The following is a 25,150-nucleotide window of genomic DNA, read 5'->3' as shown; positions in this document are numbered from 1 at the left end:
TCCCGTCATTTTGTTTAGCGTGATTCCCACATGTTGAAAAGCATTCCCCAGCGATTGGCTGATGAGCTCAGCGCACGAGAAGTACAGGTGGCTGCGGCCATTCAGTTATTGGACGAAGGCGCGACCGTGCCCTTCATCGCACGTTACCGTAAAGAGGTGACTGGCGGCCTGGATGACACACAGTTGCGCACGCTCGAAGAACGGTTGCGCTACATGCGTGAGCTGGAGGAACGCCGTGAGACAGTGATCAATTCGATCGAAGAGCAAGGCAAGCTGACAGATGAATTACGTCATGAAATCCTGTTGGCCGACAACAAGACCCGCCTGGAGGACTTGTACCTGCCTTATAAGCCCAAGCGCCGTACCAAGGCACAAATTGCCCGTGAGGCTGGCCTGCAGCCCTTGGCAGATGGTCTGCTGGCTGATCCGACCCAGGAGCCGGACGCCCTGGCCAGCCAATATGTGGATGCCGACAAGGGTGTGGCTGACAGCAAAGCGGCGCTGGATGGCGCACGCCAGATCCTGATGGAGCAGTTCGCTGAGGATGCCGAGCTGCTGGGCAGCCTGCGTGAGCACCTGTGGCAACAGGGCGTGGTGTGGTCCGCAGTGGCAGAGGGCAAGCAGGAGGAAGGGGCCAAGTTTGCCGATTATTTCGATTACAACGAGCCGCTAAAGGCGATCCCCTCACACCGTGCGCTGGCTTTGTTCCGTGGCCGCAATGAAAGTGTGCTGAACGTCACCCTGCGCTTGGCCGATGAAGACCCGAACACCCCTCGCTCGGCCACGCCGAATGCGTGCGAGGCGATGGTGGCCAGCCGTTTCAGCATCAAGGACATGGGCCGCGCGGCTGACCGCTGGTTGCTGGATACCGTGCGCATGGCGTGGCGGGTGAAGATCTTCCTGCATCTGGAGCTGGAGCTGATGAACCAGCTGCGTGAAGCCGCCGAAGCCGAAGCCATCAAGGTGTTCTCGGCCAATTTGAAAGACCTGCTGCTGGCCGCGCCTGCCGGCCCCAAGACCACCATTGGCCTCGACCCTGGTTTGCGCACAGGCGTGAAAGTGGCCGTGGTGGACAAGACTGGCAAACTGGTCGATACCACGACCATCTACCCGCATGCGCCGCGCAACGATTGGGACCAGTCGGTTGCCATCATCGCCGCGCTGGCAGCCAAACACCGCGCCGAGCTGATCAGCATCGGCAATGGCACCGCCAGCCGAGAGACGGACAAGCTGGTGCTGGATCTGCTGAAGCGTCACCCAGAGCTGAAGCTGCAGAAACTGGTGGTGTCTGAGGCAGGGGCCTCGGTTTACTCGGCATCAGAGCTGGCGGCACGTGAATTCCCCGAGCTGGATGTGAGCCTGCGTGGTGCGGTGTCGATTGCCCGGCGCCTGCAAGACCCGCTGGCCGAGTTGGTCAAGATCGACCCGAAATCCATCGGTGTCGGGCAATACCAACATGACGTGAATCAAGGGGAGCTGGCCCGCACATTGGGTGCGGTGGTAGAGGATTGCGTGAACGCAGTTGGTGTGGATGTCAACACCGCCTCAGTGCCATTGCTGACACGTGTATCCGGGCTGACCACCAGCCTGGCCAACAGCATCGTGGCCTATCGCGATGCGAATGGCGCCTTCCGTAACCGTAGCGAGCTTAAGAAGGTACCGCGCCTGGGGGAAAAGACCTTCGAACAGGCAGCGGGCTTTCTGCGCGTCATGGCGGGCGACAACCCATTGGATCGCTCTGCAGTGCACCCGGAAGCATACCCGGTGGTGGAGCGCATCATGGCGCAGTGTGGGCGCCAGATTGACAGTCTGATCGGTGATAGTGCCTTCCTGAAGAAACTCAACCCAGGTGATTTCACCGATGCGCAATTCGGCGTGCCGACCATCAAGGACATCCTGACCGAGTTGGACAAACCAGGGCGCGACCCCAGGCCGGAATTCAAGACTGCTGAATTCAAAGAAGGTGTGGAGGAGATCAGCGACCTGCAGCCGGACATGATTCTGGAAGGCGTGGTAACCAATGTCACCAATTTCGGCGCATTCGTGGATATTGGCGTGCACCAGGATGGCTTGGTGCATATCTCCGCGCTATCCGACAAATTCGTCAAAGACCCGCGTGAGGTGGTCAAGGCCGGTGATGTAGTCAAGGTGAAAGTGCTGGAGGTGGATGCCAAACGGAAGCGCATAGCACTGACCATGCGGCTCAATGATCAGGCCAAGTCCCATGCCACCGGTGAAATCAGCCGGGCACCTGCCAGCCAGCGTGACAAGCAGGCCGTCAATCGTGTCAACCGAGATGCAGGATCAACCCAGTCAGCCATGGCGGCAGCGTTTGCCAAGCTGAAGCGCTGACCATGACCGCCCCCGACCTGATCCGGTCTGGTTGGGGGCGGTAAAAAAAGCTGGTGTTTTATACAGATGATCTGTATGATCACCAGCTTGTTACGCATGGATCATGCGTCGGTTCAGTTGAGCGGTATCCTTCAGTTTCAAGCCCGTCTTGCCTTTCAGGCTACCTTCCCGTCGATGGAAGGGTTCTTCGAAATGCGTTTCGCATTCGTACCAAGTTGGTTTGCACTGATCGAATAGTCAGCTTTTTCACTTGGCTGTGAACAGGCTGCCAGATACATTGCCGGTCGCTTTTCCAATATCACTCATATGCGCTTATTTGCGCATGTCGTTTTTGATTGCGACTAGTGATTTGTTTTATCTGTATTTGCTTTGGAGCGCCTGCTTGATATATCGAATATCTGCAGTTGGCTATGTTTTTTAGGCCTTGCTCTAATCAAAATACCGCGTTAATTTGAACGAAAGTGTCACATTTCTGGCCTATGTTCAGGTGCTGTAGCGCCTCGGACAATCCTGCCCTGGTATCGATATGGGGCCGTGGCTGGAAGGGGGCGCTGTTTTTATCTGACATGTCAAATCAATCGGCATGTTGTCCAAGTTGCGATCACGTTTGTCAATACAGTTTGTGGAGTGCAACAACACAGAAATAGATGAGTAAAGGAAAGACCATGAAAGTAAAAGAACTCCGTCCAGGGGACCATGTTTTGGATGAGCGCAATGGCGCTACTGTTGATTTTGAAGTCGTTTCAATCAAGCCATTAGGCTATTTATTTGAAGTCACCTTCCGCTCGGTGCTGGGTATGGCATCAGCGGCTTATCACGGCAATGCCTATATCAACGCACAGCGTTGATCATCTGGGTTTCCCGTCAGTCCCTCCTGTAACAGGAACGATGCCCGCCTGAAATCGCTGTTCGTCCGGACGTGACAACGCGATGTTTGGCGGGCGGGTATGCTGTGTATTTCCATCGGTGGGCGTACAATCAAGGCCATCTCTGTCTTTGACATATCAATGGATCGAGGGCGAGTGTATGCAACCTGATCTTCCTCCCGTACCACCTGCTGCTCCCGATACGTTGACCGGGCCTGGTGGCTTGACCATGCGGCAGATCCACGAGGCAACATTGAAAAGCTTGGCCGTTGACCAGCGAGCTGCTCCATCTGCTCAGCCGCTGGGCTGGTGGCAGCGGCTGCAGCGATGGTGGGCGCATGTCCGTGCTGATCATTGACCGTTGCGTGTGCCGTCAGCGTACATTTGCAGAGCTGTTGCAAGTGGCCCTGGAATGGGATGGCGATGTGGATTGTGTCATGCTGCTGACCGGGGCAGGGCTGCAGTGCGGGCGTTGTCGGCCTTGGCTGCGTCAGGCGCTGCAGCAGCGGGTGCCTGAGATCGTGGTCGACTTGGCCGGGCAACGGGATGCCACCGTGCTTGTGGCGCATTTTTCCAACCCCTCATCAACACCATGAAACCAATCGTTCGAATCGAATATTGCACGCAGTGCCATTGGCTGCTGCGGGCTGCGTGGATGGCGCAGGAGCTGTTGACCACCTTTGACATGGAGCTGGGCGGCGTGACGCTGGTGCCTGGCACAGGGGGGGTGTTCCAGATTGCCGTCGATTCCACGCTGATCTGGGATCGTAAAGCTGAGCAAGGCTTTCCCGATATCAAACTTCTGAAGCAGCGCGTTCGCGATATGGTCGCACCTGACCGTGCCCTTGGGCATATTGATCGCCCCTCGGTTGGTGATCGGTGAAAAACAGAGCCTGGCAATTTGCCAGGCTCGATGTTCGTGTTGTTTTGGGCTGCCGGACGGTTTCATGCGCTCGGCGTCAATGCGGGCGGCGTTCAGCAATAGGCGCTGAAGCGTTGCTGGCGATGCTGGTGTGACTCGATTTCATCAAGCACCGCCAATGCATAGTCTGCCGTGCTGATGGTGGGGTTTGCGGTGATCAGCAGCGGTGAGCGGTCGATCGTCGTCTCATATTGTCCGGTGCGTTCGCCGGGCTGCAGCAGCGGGGCGGGCGCCAGAAATGTCCAAGGCAGCGTCGATTGCCGCTTGAGCAGGCGATACGCCTCACGCGTAGCAAGCGCACCTTGTCTGTACTCAGCCGGGAATTCTGGTGTGTCGATCAGATCGTGCCCGGGTGCGATTTCCATGCTGCCTGCGCCACCCACTTGCAGGAAGTAACCGATCTGGGCTTCGGTTGCCGCCTGAATGATGCTGGTGTGCGCTTTCACACCATCTAGGTAAATATTGGGGTTTCCCCAGCCGCCGTTATAAGCATTGATCACCCCATCATGTCCCGCCAGTAGCGATGTCAGTGTGGCGGTGTTGAACACATCTTGTTGAACGGCACGCAGTTGAGCGTGTGTGGGGAGTTTGCTGGTGGTACGGGCGATGGCGGTGATGTGGTGGCCTCGTGCCAGTGCTTCCTCCAGAATGGCTTGGCCGACAAAACCTGTTGCGCCAATCAGTGCGATTTTCATGGTGTCCTCAATTGTCTGGTGTTGGTGATGGGCGTATCTTCCCAGTCAATATTGATCTGATAAACTGTCTGAAATGGTTTTTACTGTTCTCTAAAGCAGAACAATTGAGCATTGCATATGCGACCGGATATCAACAGGCTGGCATTGTTTGTGAATGTGGCACAGGCTGGCGGGTTCACCGCAGCAGCTGATCGACTTGGCGTCGCAAAATCGATGGTCAGCCAGCAGATCGCACAGCTTGAAGCGGAATTGGGTGTTGCGTTGTTTGCCCGTACCACCCGACGTGTCACATTGACAGAGGCGGGTGAGACGCTCCTTTCACAATGCGAGCCGTTGCTGAGTGCATTGTTGGATGCGGTATCCGATATTGGTAGCGGAACAGCCGTGTTGCGAGGGCGCCTGAAAATCACTGCCCCATCGGATTACGCAGCACGAGTGCTTGCACCGGTTCTGGCTCGATTTGCGCTGAAACATCCGGACTTACAGCTGGAGCTGCTGGCAACCGACCAGCAAATTGATCTGGTTGCCGAGGGCGTCGATTTGGCACTGCGGATGGGGGCGTTGGCGGATTCCAATCTACGTGCGGCACGGTTGGGGCAGTTTGCGCAGGTTCCAGTCGCGTCGCCCGATCTGGTACAGCGCGTGGGCAGACCCACGGCACCGGAAGCACTGGCCGATATGCCTTGGCTGGCGCTGACCGCGCTTCGTGCACCCTTGTCCTGGCGTTTTACTGGGCAGACGGGGCAGGTTTGTGCCGTCAGGCTCAAATCTGTATTCCGCGCCAATTCGACAGGGGTGCTTCTGGAAATGGCGCGGGCTGGCCTGGGTGGTGTCGTCCTACCTGACTATATGTTGGCCGATGACATTGCACGGGGCACGCTGATCCATCTGGTGCCAACATGGCAGCTGCCGATGGGTGGGATCTATGTTGTTTACCCAGCGGTGCGGCAGGTGCCGGTCAAAGTCAGGATGTTGATCGATCACCTGCGGCAGTATTTCACTTGATTCATGTCGGAGAGTCCTTTGCCCAGCACCTGCTCTGATGATTGTGGATCGTAGCGACTGCCTCGTCTTCGTGAGCGGGCCGTCTTATGTCACCAGATTGTGTGGCTGGCCTGCGACAAATGATTCAATGTTGCCGATCAGCTGTCCGCTCAGCTCCGCGAGCGCACCAGAGCCCAGCCAGGCGCAATGCGGGGTGATGATCAGGTTGGGGTGCCTGAGATCGAGCAGTGGATTGCTGTCCCGAGGCGGCTCCTGGCTGATGACATCCAGCCCTGCGCCACCGATCCGATGCTGGCTGAGCGCCTCAGCCAGCGCGAATTCATCGACCAGGCTGCCCCGTGCAGTGTTGATCACTAGCGCGTCACGCTTCATCAGCGCAAATTCACGATGGGACAAAGTGTGCTGCGTGGCATCACACGCGGGCAAATGTAGCGAAATCACATCGGCCTGTGCCAGCACCTCGTCAAATGGTATGTAGCCGGGTCGAGTGTGGGCCTCGCCTTTACGTTCGGCAAACAAGACCTGCATGCCAAATGCCTGTGCCAGTCTGGCGACCCCTTCACCCAGTGAGCCCTTGCCAAAGATGCCGATGGTCATGTCCGCCAGGTCCCGCACCGGGTGCTGGAACAGACAGAACTGGGACGACTGCTGCCATTCGCCCGCATCAACTGATTGCCGATAGGCCAGCAGATTCCGCGACAGCGCCAGGATCAGCATCATCACATGTTCTGGCACGGTATGCCGGGCGTAGTCGCGGATATTGCAGACGCTGACGCCGTGATCCCGGCAGGCCGCCAGATCGATTGGGTTGACACCGGTTGCCGCTACTGCGATCAGCTGTAGATCCGGTAAAGCCTGCAACATGGCGCGGGTGATCGGCACCTTGTTGGTGATGGCGATCTGTGCCCCTTGCAAGCGGGCTGTGACCTGATCGGGCGATGTCTGTGGGTAGTCCTGCCATTCATGGGCAAACCGGGGCGCGCGGAGGGTGGCAGGCAGGCTGCCACGATCAAGAAATACAATCTTGCAAGTCATTCCAGCATGAGTCCTTATCTTGTATAGAAGAGCGCTGTACCGCAGGTGTGATCAAAGCGCGGGGCGGATCAGTATGTCATAAGTGTGCTATCTTTTGAGAGCCCGGGGTGAGTGGCCGCTCATGACGCTGTCCCCACCTCATATGAGCACCACCAGGGTATCGAGTACCAGTAGGGTGGATTGTGATTTTGGTTGACTTGAAGTCAGTGGAAAGGATAGTTGATGTACACGTTCTCGGTAAGATTGGGTGTGATGGTGATGGCTGCCGCATTGGCTGGTTGTGCTGCCGTAGCGGGGAAGACCAATATGCTGTCAGATGATGACATCAAGTCCAAATCCGCAGGGGTATTGGGTTATCAACCCAATGAACTGACGCTGCTGAACAAGCGGGTGGACGGCACCGACACCTATGTCAATTTGAAAACCAAGGATGGCAAGGAATTCACTTGTTTGATCAATGGTGGCAACCTGCTGACGCTTGGCATGACCAACCCGCCAATGTGTAATCGCAAAGGTGAGCCGGTAAAGGCAGAGCCTTTCAAGAAAAAGTAAGCTGAATGGCGGGGGCGTGCATCCGGTAAAGGTGTTCGCCCCCGGTTGCAATACAAACCGCCTCTTCACAGATGCCACTCATCGTCATCAGTAGTGGAAGCAAACGCTGATCGTACCGATGGTTTGTAATAGAATGCCCACCAATCAAGTATCACCGAGCAAGCGATAGGTCGGAAACTGTGGGTCTGGGTCATGAGTCCGCCACGCTCCCTCGCAGGGGCTCTGATATGCGATTCGACGCAGGCTGAAAATCATGGCAACTGAACCTGATAGGCGTAGCACAGGTGACAAACAGGGAGATCTGGTAAAGATGTTGCAAGGCAAGCGGATATGGATTACAGGCGCATCAAGCGGAATCGGTGCCGCGACTACGCGTGCGCTTGCTGACAGCGGGGCGGAACTCGTTCTGACGGCACGCCGGGAAAACCTGCTGGACAGCCTGGCGCAAGAGGTGGCTCAGGCAGGTGGGAAGGCGTTGACCCGCCCGGTGGATGTATCGGACCGGGCAGCCATGGAGGCATTGGGTAAAGAGCTGGCCACCTTGGGTGGGGTCGATATCCTGATCAATAACGCGGGCGTCATGCCGCTGTCACCAATGCACATGGTGCGGGTCGATGAGTGGGAGCGGATCATCGATGTCAACCTGAAAGGTGCGCTGTATGCCATGGCGGCAGTATTGCCTGGCATGAAAGAGCGTAAGCGTGGCCACATCATCAACCTGAGCTCGGTGGCGGCCACGGTCACGTTTGCCTCTGCAGCCGTGTTCTGTGCAAGCAAAGCAGGGCTTCGGGCCGTGTCAGATGCGTTACGCAAAGAGGCGCTGCACTATGGGGTAAGGGTGACAGATATCCAACCCGGCGCGGTGGCAACCGAGCTGCCGAAGAGCATCCGTGTCGATCCGATCCGGGAAGAGGTCACATCCAAGGGTGGGGTATGGGGGCCGGATGCTGAAATCCTCAGGCCAGAAGACGTTGCCTCAGCCATCATGTTCGCCATTTCACAGCCCGACCATGTCGATGTCAGCGAAATCCTGCTCAGGCCCCGATTGCAAGAGCATTGAGCTAAATTCAGGCCCCGCATCAGCGGGGCTGCGCCATGTCCAGCCCGGCCTGGCGATCACAACTGATCAACCAAGTCCCGATAAGCGTGCCAGCTGGCCAAGCCGATGATCGGCATGGTGATGATCAGGCCGATGTAGTAGGTCAGAAACCCGATGAGGCAAGCGCTGACCACGATCAGCCCCCAAACGGTCATGGCCGCTGGGTTGCGCCACATCGCCAGGCTACTGGTGAAGATGGCGATCAAGGTGTCTCCATCGCGGTCGAGCAGCATGGGGATGGATACCACGCTGATGGCGAACACCAGCAGGGCAAAGATGAAACCGCTGCTGAAATACACCAGCAGAAAAGACAGATTGTCCTCAGTAAAAAAAGTCGTCGATAACATACTGTCCAGCGTGGGGATCTGATCTGTGTAGAAGAGAGCGAAGACCACCACTGACACCCGCATCCAGCCTGCAAACATCAACGCCAGGATCATGGCAAACAAGCCGATTCCAGACAGATTGTTGCGCCACGCCGTCAGCGTCGTCAGCAAGGAAACCTGTTCGTGGGCCTCCAGCCGCCGGCTGGTTTCATACAGACCCATCGCCAGAAAGGGGCCGACCAACATGAAGCCGGTTGCCAAGGTGATGGTCTGATGTGGGGCGGCAACAAACATCCAATGCAACAACAGCCCCATCAGGCTGAACACGACCCCATAGAACAAACAGGGGAAAGGCGCACGGCGTATGTCCCGGAGGGCGAGGTGCAGCCACCTGAACGCGGCCTGGATCGGAACATTGCGGATCGTGGGAAAACTGGGTACAGCCTGCTCCTGCTGCAGCATGTCCTGCATGGGGTCGTCTCCTCGGGAATCGTTCTTGTTTTCCATCTTGACGTCAGCGGCCTGATGGGCCGGAACCGCAGGTTGAAACATTGGGTGACTGCCAATGCTATTTAGCGCCGCTATGCCTGAAATTGCAAGCGATGCCTTGATGGCATCTATCCATGCCCCTGTCAGACCCTGTTTGCATGCGGGGGCGCTTCATGCCACCGTAATCGGATGGTTGAGCCTGCTGCGTTGCGTCACTACAATAGGGCCTCTTTTTTGTCGCCCGGATTTTGAAATCCCATGTCGGACATCCTGAATACCATCCTGAAGGTCAAACACCAGGAAGTAGCCGCTGCGCGTGCTGCTAAATCACTTGAACAACTGCGTGAGCAGGCTTTGGCGCAAGCACCCGCCAGGGATTTTGTCGGTGCGATCCGCCAAAAATTGCAGCAAGGCCTGCCCGCTGTCATCGCTGAAATCAAAAAAGCCAGCCCCAGCAAAGGGGTGATCCGACCGGATTTTCAGCCAGCGGAGATCGCCGGCAGCTATGCTGAGCATGGTGCGGCCTGTCTGTCAGTGTTGACTGATCGTCAGTTCTTTCAAGGCGATGTCAGTTACCTGCAAGCCGCACGGGCCGCGTGTAACCTGCCCGTGTTGCGCAAGGACTTCCTGGTGGACGAATACCAAGTGGTCGAAGCGCGGGCAATGGGGGCTGATTGCATTCTACTGATTGCCGCCGCCCTGGATCTGCCCACCATGCAACACTTCGAACAGGTCGCAGCATCGCTGGGCATGGCCGTGTTGGTTGAAGTGCATGATGAGATGGAATTGCAAGCCGCATTGCAACTGCAAACCCCGCTCATTGGCGTCAACAACCGCAATCTACGTACTTTCGAAGTGTCATTGGACGCTACCCTGGCGCTGTTGCCCAAGATCGGATCCGATCGGATCGTGGTGACAGAAAGCGGCATCTTGACGCCAGCTGATGTGCTACAGATGCGCACACATGCCGTCCACACCTTTTTGGTCGGTGAGGCATTCATGCGCGCCCCATCGCCTGGACAGGAGCTGGCAAGGCTATTCTTCTGATGATCCGCTTGAGCGCATGTTGTCATCGCCCTGTAATGCATGGATAAGACAATATGTCGGCAGAGTGTTGCGAAAATGCAACGCGGGCGCGGATAAATTCGTCGGAAGCCGCGTGCAAGCTTGCCGTTTTTTTAAACCATTTGGCAAAATGAATATCAAGTTTCCCTCTAGGGAGCTGGCCGTGCTGAGACACGGCTGCCAACTAAGATAGAAAATATCAAGGAGCATCGAATGAACAAGAAATTGATCGCCCTCGCAGTTGCTGGCGCAGTTGCTGCCCCTGCTGTCATGGCTGAGAACAGCGTTACCCTGTACGGTCAGGCTCGTGTGGGCTTGGAGCAAATCAAGGCGAATTCGACCGATACCGCTGCTTCGATCTCCAAAACGCGCGTTGCTGACTGGACCTCTCGCCTGGGCTTCAAGGGCCAGGAAGAGCTGGGTGGTGGCATGAAGGCAGTTTGGCAGGTTGAACAGGCTGTCAAACTGGATGATGGCACCAGCGGCACCTTCGCTTCCCGTAACTCTTTCATCGGCTTGGCTGGCGGCTTCGGTGCCGTAAAGCTGGGTCGTCACGACACACCTTACAAGCTGACCGGCGATTTGACCTCCGGTATGGTGGGTTCCGCAGACATCAACGGTGCGAAGGGTCTGATGCACCGTGCTGACCGGCGCGCCGACAATGCAGTTTGGTATGAAAGCCCCAGCATGGGCGGATTCACTGCATCGGTGATGTATGCTACCGCTGAAAACAAAGAGCCTGCAAATGCTACAGACAAGGCAATTGATACCAGCCTGTGGTCTGCAAATGCAGTCTTCAAGGGGAATATGTTTGAAGGTGGCATCGGTTATGTGCACCATGAAGATGCTGGTTTGGATTTCGTAGGTATTAAGGAATCTACTGTTAATGGCACAACAGTAAAGCAGCGCGTTGGTGCCGATGTTAAGGCTGATGCGTTTATTGGCTTTGCTGCAGTCAAGTTCGGCCCAGCCAAGATCACCACCGCGCTTGAGCACACTGAAGAGAAGCGGCCTGCAGCTGGCGCCAATTCTTCCTTTAAGCGCAAGCGTGACAGCTGGATGCTGGGCGCTACTTACGACATCGGCGCAGTACAACTGCGTGCAGCATACGTAGAAGCGCGTAAGCTGAAGTCTGCTTCGTTCGAAACGACTGATGACACTGGCGCTAAGCAATTCATGATCGGCGCGGGTTATGCGTTCTCCAAGCGCACCGAAGCAATGGCGTTCTTCACCAAGATCGACAACCAGAAGAATGCAGCATTTGACTTCGACACCAACTCGCTGGGCGTGAAAGCTGGCCAAGACCCACAAGCCTTTGGCGTAGGTCTGCGTCACAAGTTCTAAGTCTGACTTAGTACGTCCTACAAGAAACGGGTGCCTTCGGGCACCCGTTTTCCATTGCTGGTTGCATATTCGCAACATGCGTGCAAGTGAACTAGACTGATCAGAGTAAAAGCACTTGTCACCTTTCCGTGGCGCTTGGCACAATCAGTAGAAACCCGAATTGGGTCTATGAAAACGTATGTGCTGGCATCATCCAGACATCAACAGGGAGACACATTATGCAAATCAAGCGTTCCGTGCTGGCAGTCAGCCTTGCATTGGCAATGCCTGTGGCATTTGCTGCGGATTCAGTGACCGTGTATGGTCACGTCGCGATGGGGTTGGAGCAAGTTCAAGCCAAAGGCGCAACGCAATATGACGCAAATTCACCTTACAACACACCCATCAATGCCTTGTTGGCAAATGGGCAAAAAGATATTCCAAGCCGTACCCGTGTGACCGATGCGTTGTCTCACCTGGGGATCAAGGGGCAAGAAGATCTCGGGGATGGCATGTCCGCATTCTTTCAGATTGAATCCGCCATCAAACCTGACGATGGTTGCGGCTATGTTGGTTGTGCATTCTCTGATGTGTCCAAGCCAGCCTCTGGGCAGGCAACGATCGGTACCCGCCAGTCCTTTGTGGGCTTGAAAGGGCGTTTCGGCACGATCCAGGCTGGTCGCCTGGACATGTACTTTGACAAACATGTGCCCAATGAATTGCACTTATTGCGGTCTGGCAATAACTCCACAGCGTTGGCTGTTCTCGGTTATGCATTCAACTCTGGTGGTGCGGCTGCGGGCTTCCTGCCCAATACCGCTGCGCTGCCGACCAACCCGCTGGGTGCCTTGTCGAGCTTTGCTGTACCGTTTTACAACGTCGGCAACCGAGCCAGCAATGTTGTGCAATACCGCACACCGAATTTCAAAGGGTTGTCCGCACTGGTGGCTGCGACCGCCCCTGAGTCCAAAGGCAAATACAACCTGGAAGATACCGGCGCCAATGGCTTGGCCCAGATTGCTGGCGGCTTGAATCGCCTGACCGGCGGGCGTGAAGTCAGACCACAAGCCACTGAGGTCACTGTGGCGTATTTCCCGGGTTGGTTGTTCACCAGTCTGGCCTTCATGCAGGAAAAGGACCCGGTGCCGTTGGTGGCGGGCGGCATCATCGACAAGGCTTATGGCGTCAAGTTTTCCCTGGGTGCCAACCTGAGCCAGGCGTTCCGCATCGGCATGGTGTTTGAGCGGCAGGTCAACAAATACAATGCCAACTTTGCTCAGGCCGTCCAAAACCTGAGTCGCTTGACTGGCAACCCACAAATTGTCAGTGATGCCAGCCGTGAAACCTGGGTACTCAGCACCAGCTATAAGTTCTCGGATGCCTTTGATATGTTTGCCACCTACGCCAAGGCCAACGATATCAAACAATGGAATGGCAGTACCGATAACGATTCTGGCGCTCAATACTATCAACTGACTGGTTTCTACAATCTGTCGAAGCGTACCAATTTGTTTGCGACGGTTGCACGGGTTGAGAACGAGGCCAATGCTGCATACAACTTCTTCATCAATGGATCGGTTGGAACGGACAGTGGCAGGCAGTCTCCTTTTGTCACCACGCCGCGTGGCTCGGACCCAAGCTCATACCAGATTGGCATCAGCCACAATTTTTAATGGTCATCATGCCGATCTGTCGGCGGGTGGCATGGTCGTTGTGTCCAGCCATGCCAACAGAGCCTGACGACAGATGGGTTTGGATGGATAAGGCTGCCTCTTTTGAGGCAGCTTTTTTTTGACAAGGTGAGTATGCGGTTATTGAATCAGTTGGTTTGCATGGCAGTGCTGGGGTGGTCATCAATATGTGCGGTCAAGGCAGAGCCTTTGTCCAGAGAGTTCAAATTACCTTTGTTGTTGGCGCCTTTCCAGGCTGAAAACCTCGATAGATCCATCCAGGAATATGCGCGCCAGTTTGTACTTGCCACCGAGGTGGAGCTTGCCGCCCAGACCAGGGGGAAGGTAAAGAAGGGCAAACGACGCGCAATCCAGTTTCTGGATGTGCCGGGACAATGCACGCTGCAACAGGCTGGTTACATTCTCCGAGAGCGGTGGGATGCCAAGCGCCGTGTCATGACGCTAAAGACCCGCTCTGCTGATCAGACCAGGGTCAATCAGCTTCATCTGGGGGACGGTAGCGCAAAGGGTAAACTGGAAGAAGACATCAGCCCGCCTTTGGATATCAAGTTGTCCCGCTCTGCGTCAATCAATGTGGATCGCACCCCTGGCTCAGTGGAAGAGGCTGCGGGGATGTTCAGCATACTGAAAACCCTGCCAGGCGACGCAAAGCTTCAGGCGGTCAATGGCTTGCATATTCAGGAGCATACCTACACCTTACCGAGCATCGACTTGGGTGGGGCGTGGGCAGAAGCAGGTGTGACTCTTTGGTATGAGCCTGATTCGCAGCTGCGTTTTGCCGAAATGTCATTTCGCTATGACACCCCAGCCGATCCCACATTGGCAAAGCGGGTGGCAACACGGGCCGAACAACTGTTCACTGCTTTACAACGGGGCGAATGGGCTGCAGATGGGGTGACACAGACCAAGACGGAGTGGGTTTACCGGAGCGGAGACTCGCCTTTTTGCCGGTGATGATCGGCATGGTTATGGGGCTAGGCGCACTGCTCAGCGATGGACGATTGCCGCCATGACCCGACGGCCTTCGGTCGTCAGGATGTTGTAAGTCCGGCATAGTGCAGCCGTGTCCATCATCTCAATCCCGATCTGCTGCGCGGTCAATGCCTTGTATAGCCGAGGGTGTGGAAAGCGCAGGCTTTTGCCGGTGCCCAGCAGCACGACTTCCGGCGCATATTCGAGAATGGTTGCGAAATGACTTTCATCCAGGCTGGCGAAGTCGGTGACTGGCCACCTGACAATCACATTGCTGCCAACCAGCAGGCTGCCCTCATGCCGCTCTCGATTGATTTCGACATGACCCTCGCCATAGCCCGTGAAAAGGTTTCCTTCAGTCGTGGACAAGTGCAGCTTCATGATATTGCGTCTTCAAAAAACAGAGTTCGGAAATTTGCTTGTTGATTCAAATGGAAGCGCGCGGCTGGGCGAGGCCAGTCTTTTCTTTGCAGTGCACCATTTAGTCAGGTAGGATTATACCCCGATTCCACTGCAAACCATTTTGCTGTTTTTTCTGAAATCCAAGGAAAATTGCGTGATCGCCTGTCTGTTTTCAATCATCCGGCCCTGCCGGAAAAGTGTCGAAGCGCGGCGTTATGTCTGCGCGACCGCGATGGCCCGTGGCGGGCGCTGATACTTTCTTCCCGCCCGGTTCGTCCCCGTTCAAGCGACGCCAGATTTTGAAAAACGACACCAGAAAGGCCACTCATGCAACCAGTCCTCAAATCCAATAAATTGCTCAACGTCTGCTACGACATTCGCGGCCCGGTGCTGGAGCGCGCGAAGCAGATGGAAGACGAGGGGCATCGCATCATCAAGCTCAATATCGGCAACCCTGCGCCGTTCGGGTTCATGGCGCCCGATGAAATCATTCAGGATGTGATCCACAACTTGCCGGATGCATCCGGGTATTGTGATTCAAAGGGCTTGTTTTCTGCGCGTAAAGCGATCATGCATTACACGCAACAGAAAAAGATCGCTAGCGTCGCCATTGATGATATTTATATCGGCAATGGTGTGTCCGAGCTGATTGTGATGTCAATGCAGGCGCTGCTGAACAACGGTGATGAGGTGCTGGTGCCCATGCCAGACTATCCCTTGTGGACTGCGGCTGTCAGCCTCAGTGGGGGCCATGCCCGGCACTATGTCTGTGATGAGCAGGCTGGTTGGTTGCCGGATATCGACGATATCCGGAACAAGATCACCCCCAATACCCGAGCCATCGTGGTGATCAACCCTAACAATCCGACTGGCGCGGTGTATTCAGATGATGTGTTGAAAGAGATTCTGGCCTTGGCCCGCCAACACCAATTGATCGTCTATGCAGACGAAATCTACGACAAGGTGTTGTTTGATGGCCGCACGCATACCTCGATTGCCTCGTTGGCTGAAGACGTGCTGTGCATTACTTTCGGTGGCTTGTCCAAGAATTATCGGGCGTGTGGCTACCGGGCTGGCTGGCTGATTGTCTCCGGTGAGAAGAAACACGCCCGCGACTATATCGAGGGTTTGAATATGCTGGCATCGATGCGCCTGTGTGCCAACGTCCCGGCGCAGCACGCCATCCAAACCGCTTTAGGTGGCTATCAGAGCATTGATGATCTGGTAGCGCCAAGCGGGCGCCTCACCCGGCAGCGCGATCTTGCCTGGCAGATGTTGACCGATATTCCCGGCGTCAGCTGCGTCAAGCCGCAGGGTGCGCTGTACTTGTTCCCCAGGCTTGATCCCAAGCTCTATCCGATTGCCGATGATCAGCAATTCATCCTGGAATTATTACTGGAAGAGAAAGTGCTGTTGGTTCAGGGAACAGGGTTCAATTGGATGAGCCCAGACCATTTCAGGGTGGTATTCCTCCCGAATACCGATGATCTCACTGAGGCCATCGGTCGCATTGCACGCTTCCTTGAGCATTATCGAAAACGACACGCGGTATAAATCATGCATATTCTGGCGATTACGGATGGTCACAAACGGTTGGTTGAGGCAGACTGGCTGGCGCGCGCGGAGCTGGTACATCGTCAGCTGCGGCCACAATTGCCCTCGGATTATCTGAGTGCCATGCAGGGTGTGGTGAAGGATGGCGGCGAGATCATCGTCGCCATCGATGGCCAGCTGGTGAAAGGGCTGGCCGTTTTTCGCAGTTTTCTTGATACATTCAATGGACTACGATTTTATGTTGACGATCTCGTGACGGACGAGACGCAACGCTCGCAAGGCATCGGCCACGCGCTGATCGCTTGGCTTGAAGCTGAGGCCAGAAGGCGAGGGGCAACCAGCCTTTCGCTGGAATCCGGTACGCAACGCACCCAGGCGCATAAGTTCTATTTTCGTGAGGGTTTCATCATCCCCTCGTTTTCATTCAGAAAACCTTTATAAGCCGGACATTCGTACACCATGAAACCGATCAATGTAGGCCTGTTGGGCATTGGTACTGTGGGTGGCGGCACCGCCACCGTCCTGAAACGCAACGCCGAGGAAATCAGCCGCCGTGCTGGTCGTGCCATTCAACTGAGAATGGTGGCGGATCTCAATACCGACCGTGCCCGTGAGGTGGCAGGTGAGGGTGTCGAGGTCACAAATGATGCCAACCAAGTGGTCTGCCATCCAGATATCGATATCGTTGTTGAATTGATTGGGGGCACGGGCATTGCCAAGGACATGGTGTTGAAGGCCATCGAGCATGGCAAACACGTTGTGACCGCCAACAAGAAATTGCTGGCCGAATATGGCAATGAAATCTTCGCCCGGGCACAGGAAAAAGGCGTGACCGTGGCCTTCGAGGCGGCGGTAGCGGGTGGCATCCCCATCATCAAGGCGTTGCGCGAGGGGTTGACCGCCAATCGCATCGAATGGATCGCTGGCATCATCAATGGTACTTCCAATTTCATTCTGACCGAGATGCGTGAGAAAGGGTCGGATTTTGCTGACGTGCTGCAAGAGGCGCAGCGACTGGGTTACGCGGAGGCTGATCCTACATTTGATATCGAAGGACACGATGCGGCGCATAAATTGACCTTGATGTCTGCGATTGCCTTCGGGATTCCAGTGCAGTTTTCCAAGGCTTATCTGGAGGGCATCTCCAAGCTGACCAGTCAGGATATCAGCTATGCCGAGCAGCTCGGTTACCGTATCAAGTTGTTGGGTGTGACCAAGCGCAAAGCCAATGGTATCGAGTTGCGTGTACACCCGACACTGATCCCCGAGAAGCGCCTGATCGCCAATGTGAATGGCGTGATGAATGCCGTGTTGGCCAAGGGTGATGCAGTAGGTCAGACCATGTATTACGGTGCTGGCGCCGGTGCCGAACCGACCGCCTCCGCGGTGGTGGCCGATCTGGTCGATGTGACGCGCTTGGCAACGGCTGATCCCGAGCACCGTGTTCCTCACTTGGCCTTCCAGCCCAATCAGATGGCAGATCTGCCGATTCTGCCGATCGAAGAGATTGAAACCTGCTACTACCTGCGTCTGGACGCTGCAGATCGTCCAGGCGTGTTGGCGGATGTGACGCGAATCCTGGCTGATGCAGGGATATCGATTGATGCCATGATGCAGAAAGAGCCCGAGGCTGGGGTGGATCGCGCCACTGTGATCATCCTGACGCACTTGGCGGTTGAGAAGCAAGTCAATGCTGCAATGGCCAGAATCGAGGCGCTGCCGACCATCCATGGGACGGTGACCCGTATTCGCGTAGAAACACTGGATAACTGAGAGGCGAGTCATGCGGTATATATCGACACGTGGCGGCATGCCGCCAGCGTCTTTCAGCGATATCCTGCTAGGAGGGTTGGCCCCCGATGGCGGGTTGGTGGTGCCTGAATCCTATCCGCAGATCAGCACAGACATGTTGCTTGCGTGGCGATCGTTGAGCTATCCGGAATTGGCCTTTGAGATCGTTCGTCTGTTCGCAACGGATATTCCAGAGGCCGATCTGCGCGGTATCATTCAGCGAACCTATACCGCTGACGTATTTGGTAGCGCGGACATCACGCCACTCAGAACCTTGCGAGCTGGACTGCATATTCTGGAATTGTCGAACGGCCCGACGCTGGCTTTCAAAGACATGGCCATGCAGCTGCTGGGTAACCTGTTCGAATATGTGCTGGGCAAACGCAACGAGACAGTGAACATCGTCGGTGCCACCTCGGGCGACACGGGCTCGGCGGCGGAGTATGCCATGCGGGGCAAGCGTGGGGTGAATGTATTCATGCTGAGTCCGCATGGCAAGATGAGCGCCTTCCAGCGAGCCCAGATGTATAGCCTGCAGGACGCCAACATCTTCAACATTGCCGTCCAGGGCATGTTTGACGATGCTCAAGACATGGTGAAAGCAGTCAACAACGACGCTGCATTCAAAGCACGTTACAAAATTGGTGCGGTCAACTCCATCAACTGGGGTAGGGTGATCGCGCAGGTTGTGTATTACTTCAAAGGCTATTTTGCCGCAACACGCAGCAATGACGAACAGGTCAACTTCGTCGTGCCATCAGGTAATTTCGGTAACGTCTGTGCAGGGCATATTGCCCGCCAGATGGGGTTGCCGATCAAGCGGCTGGTGGTGGCCACCAATGAAAACGACGTGTTGGACGAGTTCTTCCGCACGGGCGTGTATCGGGTCAGGGGGGCTGCACAGCCGACTTCCAGCCCGTCGATGGATATCTCCAAAGCATCCAACCTGGAGCGCTTTGTATTCGACCTGGTAGGCCGTGACAGTACAAAGTTGGCAGCCTTGTGGCAACAAGTCGATCAGCAAGGTGGTTTCGATCTGTCTGCGACATCATGCTTTGGGGAATTGGCGACCACATATGGGTTTACCTCTGGGCGCAGTACCCATGCTGACCGTCTGGCGACCATCCAACAAGTCAAACAGCAGTTTGGCGTGGTGATTGATCCACACACAGCTGATGGCATGAAGCTGGCACTGGCTCAGCCTGATTCAGCGGTGCAGACCGTAGTGCTGGAAACCGCCCTGCCCATCAAGTTCGAGGACACCATTCTGGAAGCAATTGGCGAGCGCCCCGCCCGTCCTGCCTTTGCGGATGGGATGGAAGGCCTACCACAGCGGGTCGATGTCATGGCAGTTGATGTCGAAGCATTGAAACACTATATAGCTGAACGGATTGCCTGAGCGGCGGACGTGTTTGGTGAATAGTCAAAACGGCAGCTTCAAGCTGCCGTTTTGTTTTACGTACACATCATGAGCCAGCTTGCTGGATACCCGTCCAATTCCCCACTTCCAAGATGGGCAGCCTGCTGTCTTGACTCAACTCGTGCTTACCAGCACGGGTTACACACAGATTTGATCCATCAATATCACGCACAGTCAGCTTGACTTGTCGGATGGGGCCGATGCGTCGGTGTGTCATGGGTGCATTCGTTATCGCACCATCAGTGCATTTCCAATGTCAAGTCGCCTCAAGCTCATCACATTCCACCTCTCTGGTTTTCCATCACTCTTTGAAGAAACCAGTTTTTTCCGTCCCAGTGGATGGCTCGATATGACGTAGGTGTGGTCAGAACACTCAGCAGGTAAATGCCTCATTAAAAGCACCTTTGAGACTGAGTTAAGTGCAAATATGCCAATTTAGTAATACTGACTGGTATTCAGTTATTTTATTGATGATATTGTATACCTTTTAAATTTCATTAAAAATCAATTGGTTAAATATTTTCGATAACAATCTTTTACCAAATTTAGAATATTTTTTCTGGATATCAACATGCTGCTGCTGAACTAACTTCATCTTGCAGAAACTAATCTAGAAACAGTGCAAGAAAAGTGCTTGATATTAACTAGAACAGGCACTTGGATCATAGGAGTTAAGCAAGAGACCATTGCAACAGCTCTTTATGAAACTCAATTCAATCATAAATTTATGGCTGCCGTGTCAAATGTGTGTATATCTGATTTGATATGCATCGATCATATTTCATTTTCAGTATTAGAATGTATTGATGTTGTGATTTTTACGGTTTTTTGCATTAAAAAAATACTATCTCATTCGTGATACCTGTTGTGTCAGTGAGTTTTAACTGAAAACTTCAATGGTCATGGATTTTCACTGAGTATTTTAAGCTGTGCATCTGATTGGTAAATGTTTGTTTTTGTGTTTTTTATAAATTTAATTAACTTTTATGTAGATATAAGAAATTTGATGTATCTGAGGGGCTGTGCCCCACAGAGTAGGAGGCGCGCCAGATCCAGCTTTGCAAGGTTTTCCTGGTGAGGGGTGCCGTTGGAAGGACCAAAAATCTTTTTAAGCCATGGAAGGAAGCTAGCGTACCACTGCAACAACGGACTTCGTTCGGATTGAATGAGATTGCAATGTAAGTGAGATGGTCACTACAGCTGTTGCTGAGATGAAAAGTGTTGCTACGTGTTTGATTGATAATGGTTTTGATTGGGCCGTGGCGAGATGGTCGGATGTAATCAGCTGCTGGTGGATCTGACGTATTTTTGAAATTCATAGCGAGCATGTTTCGGGTTGATGATGCCAGTGGAGGAACCTACTGGCTGGTTTCGAAAGGAAGTAATGATGGAAAACAACGTGGAAAATCAAGTTCAGAATGTTCTGACTCAGCTGACCTCTGAGGAGCGGACTCAGATGGAGTCATTGGTGGCAGACGTTTTTGAGGGCGCGATACTCAGCAGGCGATGGGATGCTGCTGTGAGCAAGCTTGCCGAAGCCAGTGGTCTGACTGGGTGGAATGCGTTGTCCATGGTCAATTCTGGGCCTGCTGGGGATGAGATCGCGTTCATCAATCCAGGCACTACCGAGGTGCGTTGGGTGCCTGTAAATGAGCCGATTTTTCGTCAATTCAGCGACTTCACCAGGGACAAAGCGGTTGCCATCAGTCAGGGGGTGAAATATGACGCCAAGACTGGTGCGGTGACGATGGATGAGGAGGCCCCTCCTTCCGTTCAAAATGCGACTCAGAGCACTGCCTACCTGATCCGTTCAGTGATGGGGCTTGAGCATACTGATATGAGCAAAGCCAATTGGGCGATGCAGGCTGCAACTTACTTTCAGCTTTCCAGAGGCATATACAATGTAGCCAAGGATGCCGTCAAGATTGTATCTGTCGTTCGCGCATTCATCGGGGATGCACCAGTTACCGGTGTCTTGAGCAAGGTGGCGAATGTTGTCGGAAAACTCTCAACCGGTTTGACAGGTTTGTTCTCGGTTGCAGACGTTGTGCTTTCTGGTCTCAATGCTGCCTATGCAACTGATCCTGTGGCAAAAGCCAAAGCTGAAACCCAGCTTGGATTTGCTGTGGGCAGTCTGGGGATTTTTGCAGGTTCGACTGCTGCGGGCTTTTTTGGGGCCGCCGCCGCATCGAGCTTCTTGGACAGTATTGCGGTTCCACTCGGCGGCATTGCCATTGGGGCAACTGCACTCGCTGAGGCGTATGCAATAAATTATGGTAAATATGACGCCATAAAATTGTATTTTGACGGCGTCGAAAAGGCGCTGAGTAACAATGGTATTGTCCAAGGTACTCAGCCTGGTGTGCTGCAATTCAATGGCGATACTGCCATTGCGGACATCAATTTCAAAGACAAGTCCATGCGCTTTGGAGATGTCAAAGCATCGGCCACCAAAGACTACGGCGGCAGAATGTCTGCAATCGATACATTTCCCCAATACTCCGGGGTCGGGCCCGACAGTGATTTCGATGCGACGCCGGTGGATGTCTACTATCAGTTGCGTGACCATAAAATGGATCAGAGCTTTGATCCCAATCAAGCAACGACATTGGTATTGCCCTCTGGGATGTCACGTTTCGTCAAGCTTTGGAATGTGCAGGCCATATTAGGCCGGCGCGGCGCCTGGGCTGAGTCTGCGGCCAGGGATATTTTCCTGAAAGATCCTCGGTTCAAGATATTGTGGTATGCCTTCGGTGGGGATTTTGGCTTTGCCTCAATTGACTATGGTTACAAATACACCCCCGTCAATGTCACGCTCGACAACGCCTCCCGTTCAATTGTAATGCCTGTCATGGCAACCGATACGGATGCAGCAAGAGCGGCTGATGTCAATGTACGCACATATTTGCAGTACATCTTGAATGGCGGCGGCGGTCATTATCAGCTGATGCTGGGTGAGGCGCCATTCAACTATGCGGTCAAGATCAATCAGTCCGACGACAAAGGCGAGGCCTGGTTCATCGACCCGACTCGGCGCCTTGCTACGAGCTGGTCGAATGCGCCAACATTTGCGGAGAAGGTGTCTGGGCCTGTTCAGGATGTGTTGAGCAGCTTACAGATCGGTGATGCCTCTCTGGTCGTCAAAACGCAGAATATAGTCTTCAACGGCAAGCCACATAATGTCACCGTTGGCCTGCCGGATGCCACCGGCAGTGGCACGCATTTGATGGCCCTGATCGACTTCGACAGCAAGAAGATGAGCATATCGGCTTATTTTGATAAGCCTTTCTATAGTGGCTCGCCATTGAGGAGCATGCAATATGTTGCAAAAGTCTTGCAAAGCTCGGGTGTGGCCAATGATCCTCGCGTTACCAATCCAACGACGATCGGTTTCGCGTTCACGGACAATTTCAGCGGGTTCTACAATGCCAAGTCGGATGTCATCACCTTTCTCAAGCGTGATGCGAATGGAAAAATCAGTGGTATCTGGGTAACCAACGAAAACGCACTCTATACCGAAAGCCTCAGCCCGCAAGGTGACGAGCTGAAGACCTTTGATGCCGTGGTTGCCAACCGATTCATGCCGGTGCATGACGGTGAGATGTTCAATAAGGACGGTCGCCTGTTCTTGAAGTCCAATTTTGACAACGGTATTGCCGGGCACTATGTAGCTGAGGTCACGGCTGGTGGGTTGACTTGCAACTATATCGAACTCGAGTCCTTCAAGGCGTTTTCAACGCAGTATATGAAGTCTGATGAAATTGGCATTTCTGATGCATTGCTTGCGCAGGTCAGCCAAGGCAGCAAAGGTGTGCCGATTGCATCCGATGCCACTCTGGCTGTTGTGGATGGTAACAATGCGCTTTACTTCCAGAATGCCAATGGTAAGTATGGCTTGGTACAAGGCAGTATTACAGACGGTGCCGCCCGCTACTCATACAGCAATCTTGGTTCGGATCGGTTCATCCTGGTCATGGATAACAGTTCTGATGAAGCAAATGAGCTGTCAATCAATGCGCGCTGGTTGAAGGCTGGGAATTGGAATGTCGCTGACACTGAACTGATGGTGGCAACTGAACGGGCCAGTATCAATATTCCGGTGGATGCTTTGCAGTTCAAAGGGCTTTTCATTGATATTGCCTCTTCTGGAAGCGGGCAGAAGGTGAATTTCCAGTTTGACCAGCGTGATTTGAAGAATCTGAGGGTGGTGCAGAACAATGGCGATCTCGTCATGACGTTCGACACCCCCGGTGCTCAGGGGCATGTATCCCACATTCGTTTCGGCAATGTGCTGAGTGCCGGTGTGCAGCCAACCCAGATCCAATTTGGCCATGATCAGGCGCTTACGCCAGCTTCATTGCTGAATCAATTCAATGGCAATACGAAGTCACTCAGCGACTTGAATACACTGCAACTGTTAGCGAGCAATCAATCGCCCAACACGCAAGTTGCAGTCGATAAATTGATCCAATCGATGGCGAGTCTGCACAGCAAGGACGTGGCCACGGATGTCTTACACCATCCGTTGACCAGTCAGTCAGTCCTGATGAATCTGGTGCCTTCTCGGGTTTGATGGCATTGAACCCTTGTTTGGTTAGTGTGTAGTGCCATAGCGGCCCCGTTGGTTGTCAGCCAACGGGGCCGCTGTCATGTGAGGGTTGCCACACTTGGCCGCTCGCGATGCATCCCTTCTTTCGGTAATGGCATGGAACCCCTGTGCGCGGTCTGTTGGGTGGATAAGCCGACTTCTTACCGAAAACATGCTTTTCAGTCATTTTTCCGATTGCAATCTGGATGGTCAGGGCATGTGGCCGAGTATACGGATCGAAACGTGTCAGTGCTGTTTTGTAAACGATACATTACTTTTTGTTTTTGAAAAACCATTTAAAATCAATAAATTAAATTGTTTAAAACGTTGTTTTGTAAATTTATTTCGATATTTTGATAGGAATGTGCGTAATGAGATGGAACTAACCTTAATGCATAACGACTAATCAGTTATGGTGCTAAGAATGCATCTGATGTTCAGAATTTAATTGTTAACTTGTACGTAGTGGTGGAAGTTAGGTTGCTTGATTTTGTTAAAATAAAATTTAATAAAAACAATAAATTATAGAATGCAGCCTGCCGATTGCTGCTCATTGATCTGATACTTGTCCTGGTGTTTTCGTTGGGATTGGTTTTATAGATTCGAACTTGGTAATTTGATTGTGTTTTTTGGATTTCTATACTGACTGAAAAGCAAACTCGTGAAAAATAGCTACCCAGGTGGTATGTAGGGTGTAGGTTGCTGGTTTGGTTGGTTGCCTTTTGTTTTTTTATCTTATTGATTTTAAATTGTTTTTATTGTTTGGTGCGCAATGGTATCTACTTGGTTATGCGTATTTTTACCAATGCAGGCGACTTTGCGTTGATTAATTACTTTCTTGATGCTGATTCAATTACCTCTGAATGAGGTAATGGGGCGTGTATATATCCATTCTAAGAGTTATTCATCATGTCATCACAAACACTCCCCCCCGAAGCGGAAGGTCCTGAAGTGGACCATGCGGCCAGTGGTCTGGCCTGCCTGGCGACCCTGTTGCAGTTCT

22 protein-coding genes are annotated in these 25,150 nt (G+C 53.7%); 17 read left to right on the top strand and 5 right to left on the bottom strand.

The window, feature by feature from the left end:
• Positions 1–30: 30 nt before the first annotated feature.
• The 5 genes from HNQ59_RS08465 to HNQ59_RS08445 all read left to right on the top strand — a co-directional run bounded on the left by HNQ59_RS08465 (position 31) and on the right by HNQ59_RS08445 (position 4,101).
• Positions 31–2,352 (top strand): Tex family protein, encoded by a 2,322-nt coding sequence (locus HNQ59_RS08465; RefSeq protein WP_184037743.1) that lies wholly within the window; start codon positions 31–33, stop codon positions 2,350–2,352.
• Between the two features lie 75 nt (positions 2,353–2,427).
• Positions 2,428–2,589, top strand: coding sequence for a hypothetical protein (locus HNQ59_RS08460; RefSeq protein ID WP_184037742.1), 162 nt, complete (start codon positions 2,428–2,430; stop codon positions 2,587–2,589).
• Positions 2,590–3,017: 428 nt separating this feature from the next.
• Positions 3,018–3,200, top strand: a complete 183-nt coding sequence (locus tag HNQ59_RS08455) for a hypothetical protein (protein WP_184037741.1) — start codon at positions 3,018–3,020, stop codon at positions 3,198–3,200.
• 356 nt (positions 3,201–3,556) lie between these two features.
• The gene (locus HNQ59_RS08450) at positions 3,557–3,814 is read left to right on the top strand and encodes a hypothetical protein (RefSeq protein WP_184037740.1); all 258 of its coding nucleotides are present in this window, start codon (positions 3,557–3,559) and stop codon (positions 3,812–3,814) included.
• Positions 3,811–4,101: an Rdx family protein gene (locus HNQ59_RS08445; protein WP_184037738.1), complete on the top strand. Its 291-nt coding sequence runs from the start codon at positions 3,811–3,813 to the stop codon at positions 4,099–4,101. Before HNQ59_RS08450 ends, HNQ59_RS08445 begins: the two co-directional genes overlap by 4 nt.
• Before the next feature lie 92 nt (positions 4,102–4,193).
• Here the strand turns inward: HNQ59_RS08445 and HNQ59_RS08440 are convergent, their stop codons facing one another.
• Entirely contained in the window at positions 4,194–4,835 is a 642-nt protein-coding gene (locus tag HNQ59_RS08440) for an NAD(P)-dependent oxidoreductase (protein WP_184037736.1), read from the bottom strand.
• 117 nt (positions 4,836–4,952) lie between these two features.
• Between HNQ59_RS08440 and HNQ59_RS08435 the strand changes: the two genes are divergently transcribed.
• Complete coding sequence (locus HNQ59_RS08435; protein WP_184037733.1) at positions 4,953–5,840, top strand: LysR family transcriptional regulator; 888 nt, start codon at positions 4,953–4,955, stop codon at positions 5,838–5,840.
• Between the two features lie 84 nt (positions 5,841–5,924).
• Here HNQ59_RS08435 and HNQ59_RS08430 read toward each other — a convergent pair whose 3' ends face one another.
• Entirely contained in the window at positions 5,925–6,875 is a 951-nt protein-coding gene (locus HNQ59_RS08430; protein ID WP_184037730.1) for a D-2-hydroxyacid dehydrogenase, read from the bottom strand.
• A gap of 222 nt (positions 6,876–7,097) precedes the next feature.
• Here HNQ59_RS08430 and HNQ59_RS08425 point away from each other — a divergent pair, with 222 nt between their 5' ends.
• Complete coding sequence (locus HNQ59_RS08425; protein WP_246490917.1) at positions 7,098–7,427, top strand: hypothetical protein; 330 nt, start codon at positions 7,098–7,100, stop codon at positions 7,425–7,427.
• A gap of 253 nt (positions 7,428–7,680) precedes the next feature.
• On the top strand, positions 7,681–8,487 hold the full coding sequence (locus HNQ59_RS08420) for an SDR family oxidoreductase (RefSeq protein ID WP_246490916.1): 807 nt from the start codon (positions 7,681–7,683) through the stop codon (positions 8,485–8,487).
• A gap of 56 nt (positions 8,488–8,543) precedes the next feature.
• Here the strand turns inward: HNQ59_RS08420 and HNQ59_RS08415 are convergent, their stop codons facing one another.
• Positions 8,544–9,404, bottom strand: a complete 861-nt coding sequence (locus HNQ59_RS08415) for a DUF2189 domain-containing protein (RefSeq protein ID WP_246490915.1) — start codon at positions 9,402–9,404, stop codon at positions 8,544–8,546.
• Between the two features lie 195 nt (positions 9,405–9,599).
• On the opposite strand from HNQ59_RS08415, the gene trpC reads away from it, so the two are divergent.
• The 4 genes from trpC to HNQ59_RS08395 all read left to right on the top strand — a co-directional run bounded on the left by trpC (position 9,600) and on the right by HNQ59_RS08395 (position 14,374).
• Positions 9,600–10,388, top strand: a complete 789-nt coding sequence (gene trpC, locus HNQ59_RS08410) for an indole-3-glycerol phosphate synthase TrpC (RefSeq protein WP_184037728.1) — start codon at positions 9,600–9,602, stop codon at positions 10,386–10,388.
• A gap of 231 nt (positions 10,389–10,619) precedes the next feature.
• The gene (locus HNQ59_RS08405) at positions 10,620–11,750 is read left to right on the top strand and encodes a porin (protein WP_184037725.1); all 1,131 of its coding nucleotides are present in this window, start codon (positions 10,620–10,622) and stop codon (positions 11,748–11,750) included.
• Between the two features lie 218 nt (positions 11,751–11,968).
• Positions 11,969–13,402: a porin gene (locus HNQ59_RS08400; protein WP_184037722.1), complete on the top strand. Its 1,434-nt coding sequence runs from the start codon at positions 11,969–11,971 to the stop codon at positions 13,400–13,402.
• Between the two features lie 132 nt (positions 13,403–13,534).
• Positions 13,535–14,374, top strand: coding sequence for a hypothetical protein (locus tag HNQ59_RS08395; protein WP_184037719.1), 840 nt, complete (start codon positions 13,535–13,537; stop codon positions 14,372–14,374).
• Positions 14,375–14,407: 33 nt separating this feature from the next.
• On the opposite strand, the gene HNQ59_RS08390 is transcribed toward HNQ59_RS08395, so the two are convergent.
• Positions 14,408–14,773 carry an Mth938-like domain-containing protein gene (locus HNQ59_RS08390; RefSeq protein WP_184037716.1) on the bottom strand — a complete coding sequence of 122 codons (366 nt, stop codon included), beginning with the start codon at positions 14,771–14,773 and terminating at the stop codon, positions 14,408–14,410.
• 348 nt (positions 14,774–15,121) lie between these two features.
• Here HNQ59_RS08390 and HNQ59_RS08385 point away from each other — a divergent pair, with 348 nt between their 5' ends.
• Genes HNQ59_RS08385 through thrC form a run of 4 tightly spaced genes read left to right on the top strand, consistent with a single transcriptional unit; the run spans position 15,122 to position 19,538 of the window.
• Positions 15,122–16,348, top strand: a complete 1,227-nt coding sequence (locus HNQ59_RS08385) for a pyridoxal phosphate-dependent aminotransferase (protein WP_184037714.1) — start codon at positions 15,122–15,124, stop codon at positions 16,346–16,348.
• 3 nt (positions 16,349–16,351) lie between these two features.
• A complete protein-coding gene (locus tag HNQ59_RS08380; RefSeq protein WP_184037712.1) occupies positions 16,352–16,789 on the top strand; it encodes a GNAT family N-acetyltransferase in 438 nt (145 codons plus the stop codon).
• Between the two features lie 18 nt (positions 16,790–16,807).
• Positions 16,808–18,121 carry a homoserine dehydrogenase gene (locus tag HNQ59_RS08375; protein ID WP_184037710.1) on the top strand — a complete coding sequence of 438 codons (1,314 nt, stop codon included), beginning with the start codon at positions 16,808–16,810 and terminating at the stop codon, positions 18,119–18,121.
• 10 nt (positions 18,122–18,131) lie between these two features.
• On the top strand, positions 18,132–19,538 hold the full coding sequence (thrC, locus tag HNQ59_RS08370) for a threonine synthase (protein WP_184037708.1): 1,407 nt from the start codon (positions 18,132–18,134) through the stop codon (positions 19,536–19,538).
• 67 nt (positions 19,539–19,605) lie between these two features.
• Here the strand turns inward: thrC and HNQ59_RS08365 are convergent, their stop codons facing one another.
• Positions 19,606–19,776, bottom strand: a complete 171-nt coding sequence (locus tag HNQ59_RS08365; protein ID WP_184037706.1) for a hypothetical protein — start codon at positions 19,774–19,776, stop codon at positions 19,606–19,608.
• A 1,182-nt stretch (positions 19,777–20,958) separates the two neighbouring features.
• On the opposite strand from HNQ59_RS08365, the gene HNQ59_RS08360 reads away from it, so the two are divergent.
• A complete protein-coding gene (locus HNQ59_RS08360; RefSeq protein WP_184037704.1) occupies positions 20,959–24,132 on the top strand; it encodes a TcdA/TcdB pore-forming domain-containing protein in 3,174 nt (1,057 codons plus the stop codon).
• Positions 24,133–25,150 lie beyond the last annotated feature (1,018 nt).

It is taken from the genome of Chitinivorax tropicus (assembly GCF_014202905.1).
GTDB lineage: Bacteria > Pseudomonadota > Gammaproteobacteria > Burkholderiales > SCOH01 > Chitinivorax > Chitinivorax tropicus.
This window is presented reverse-complemented; position numbering and strand designations above follow the sequence as displayed.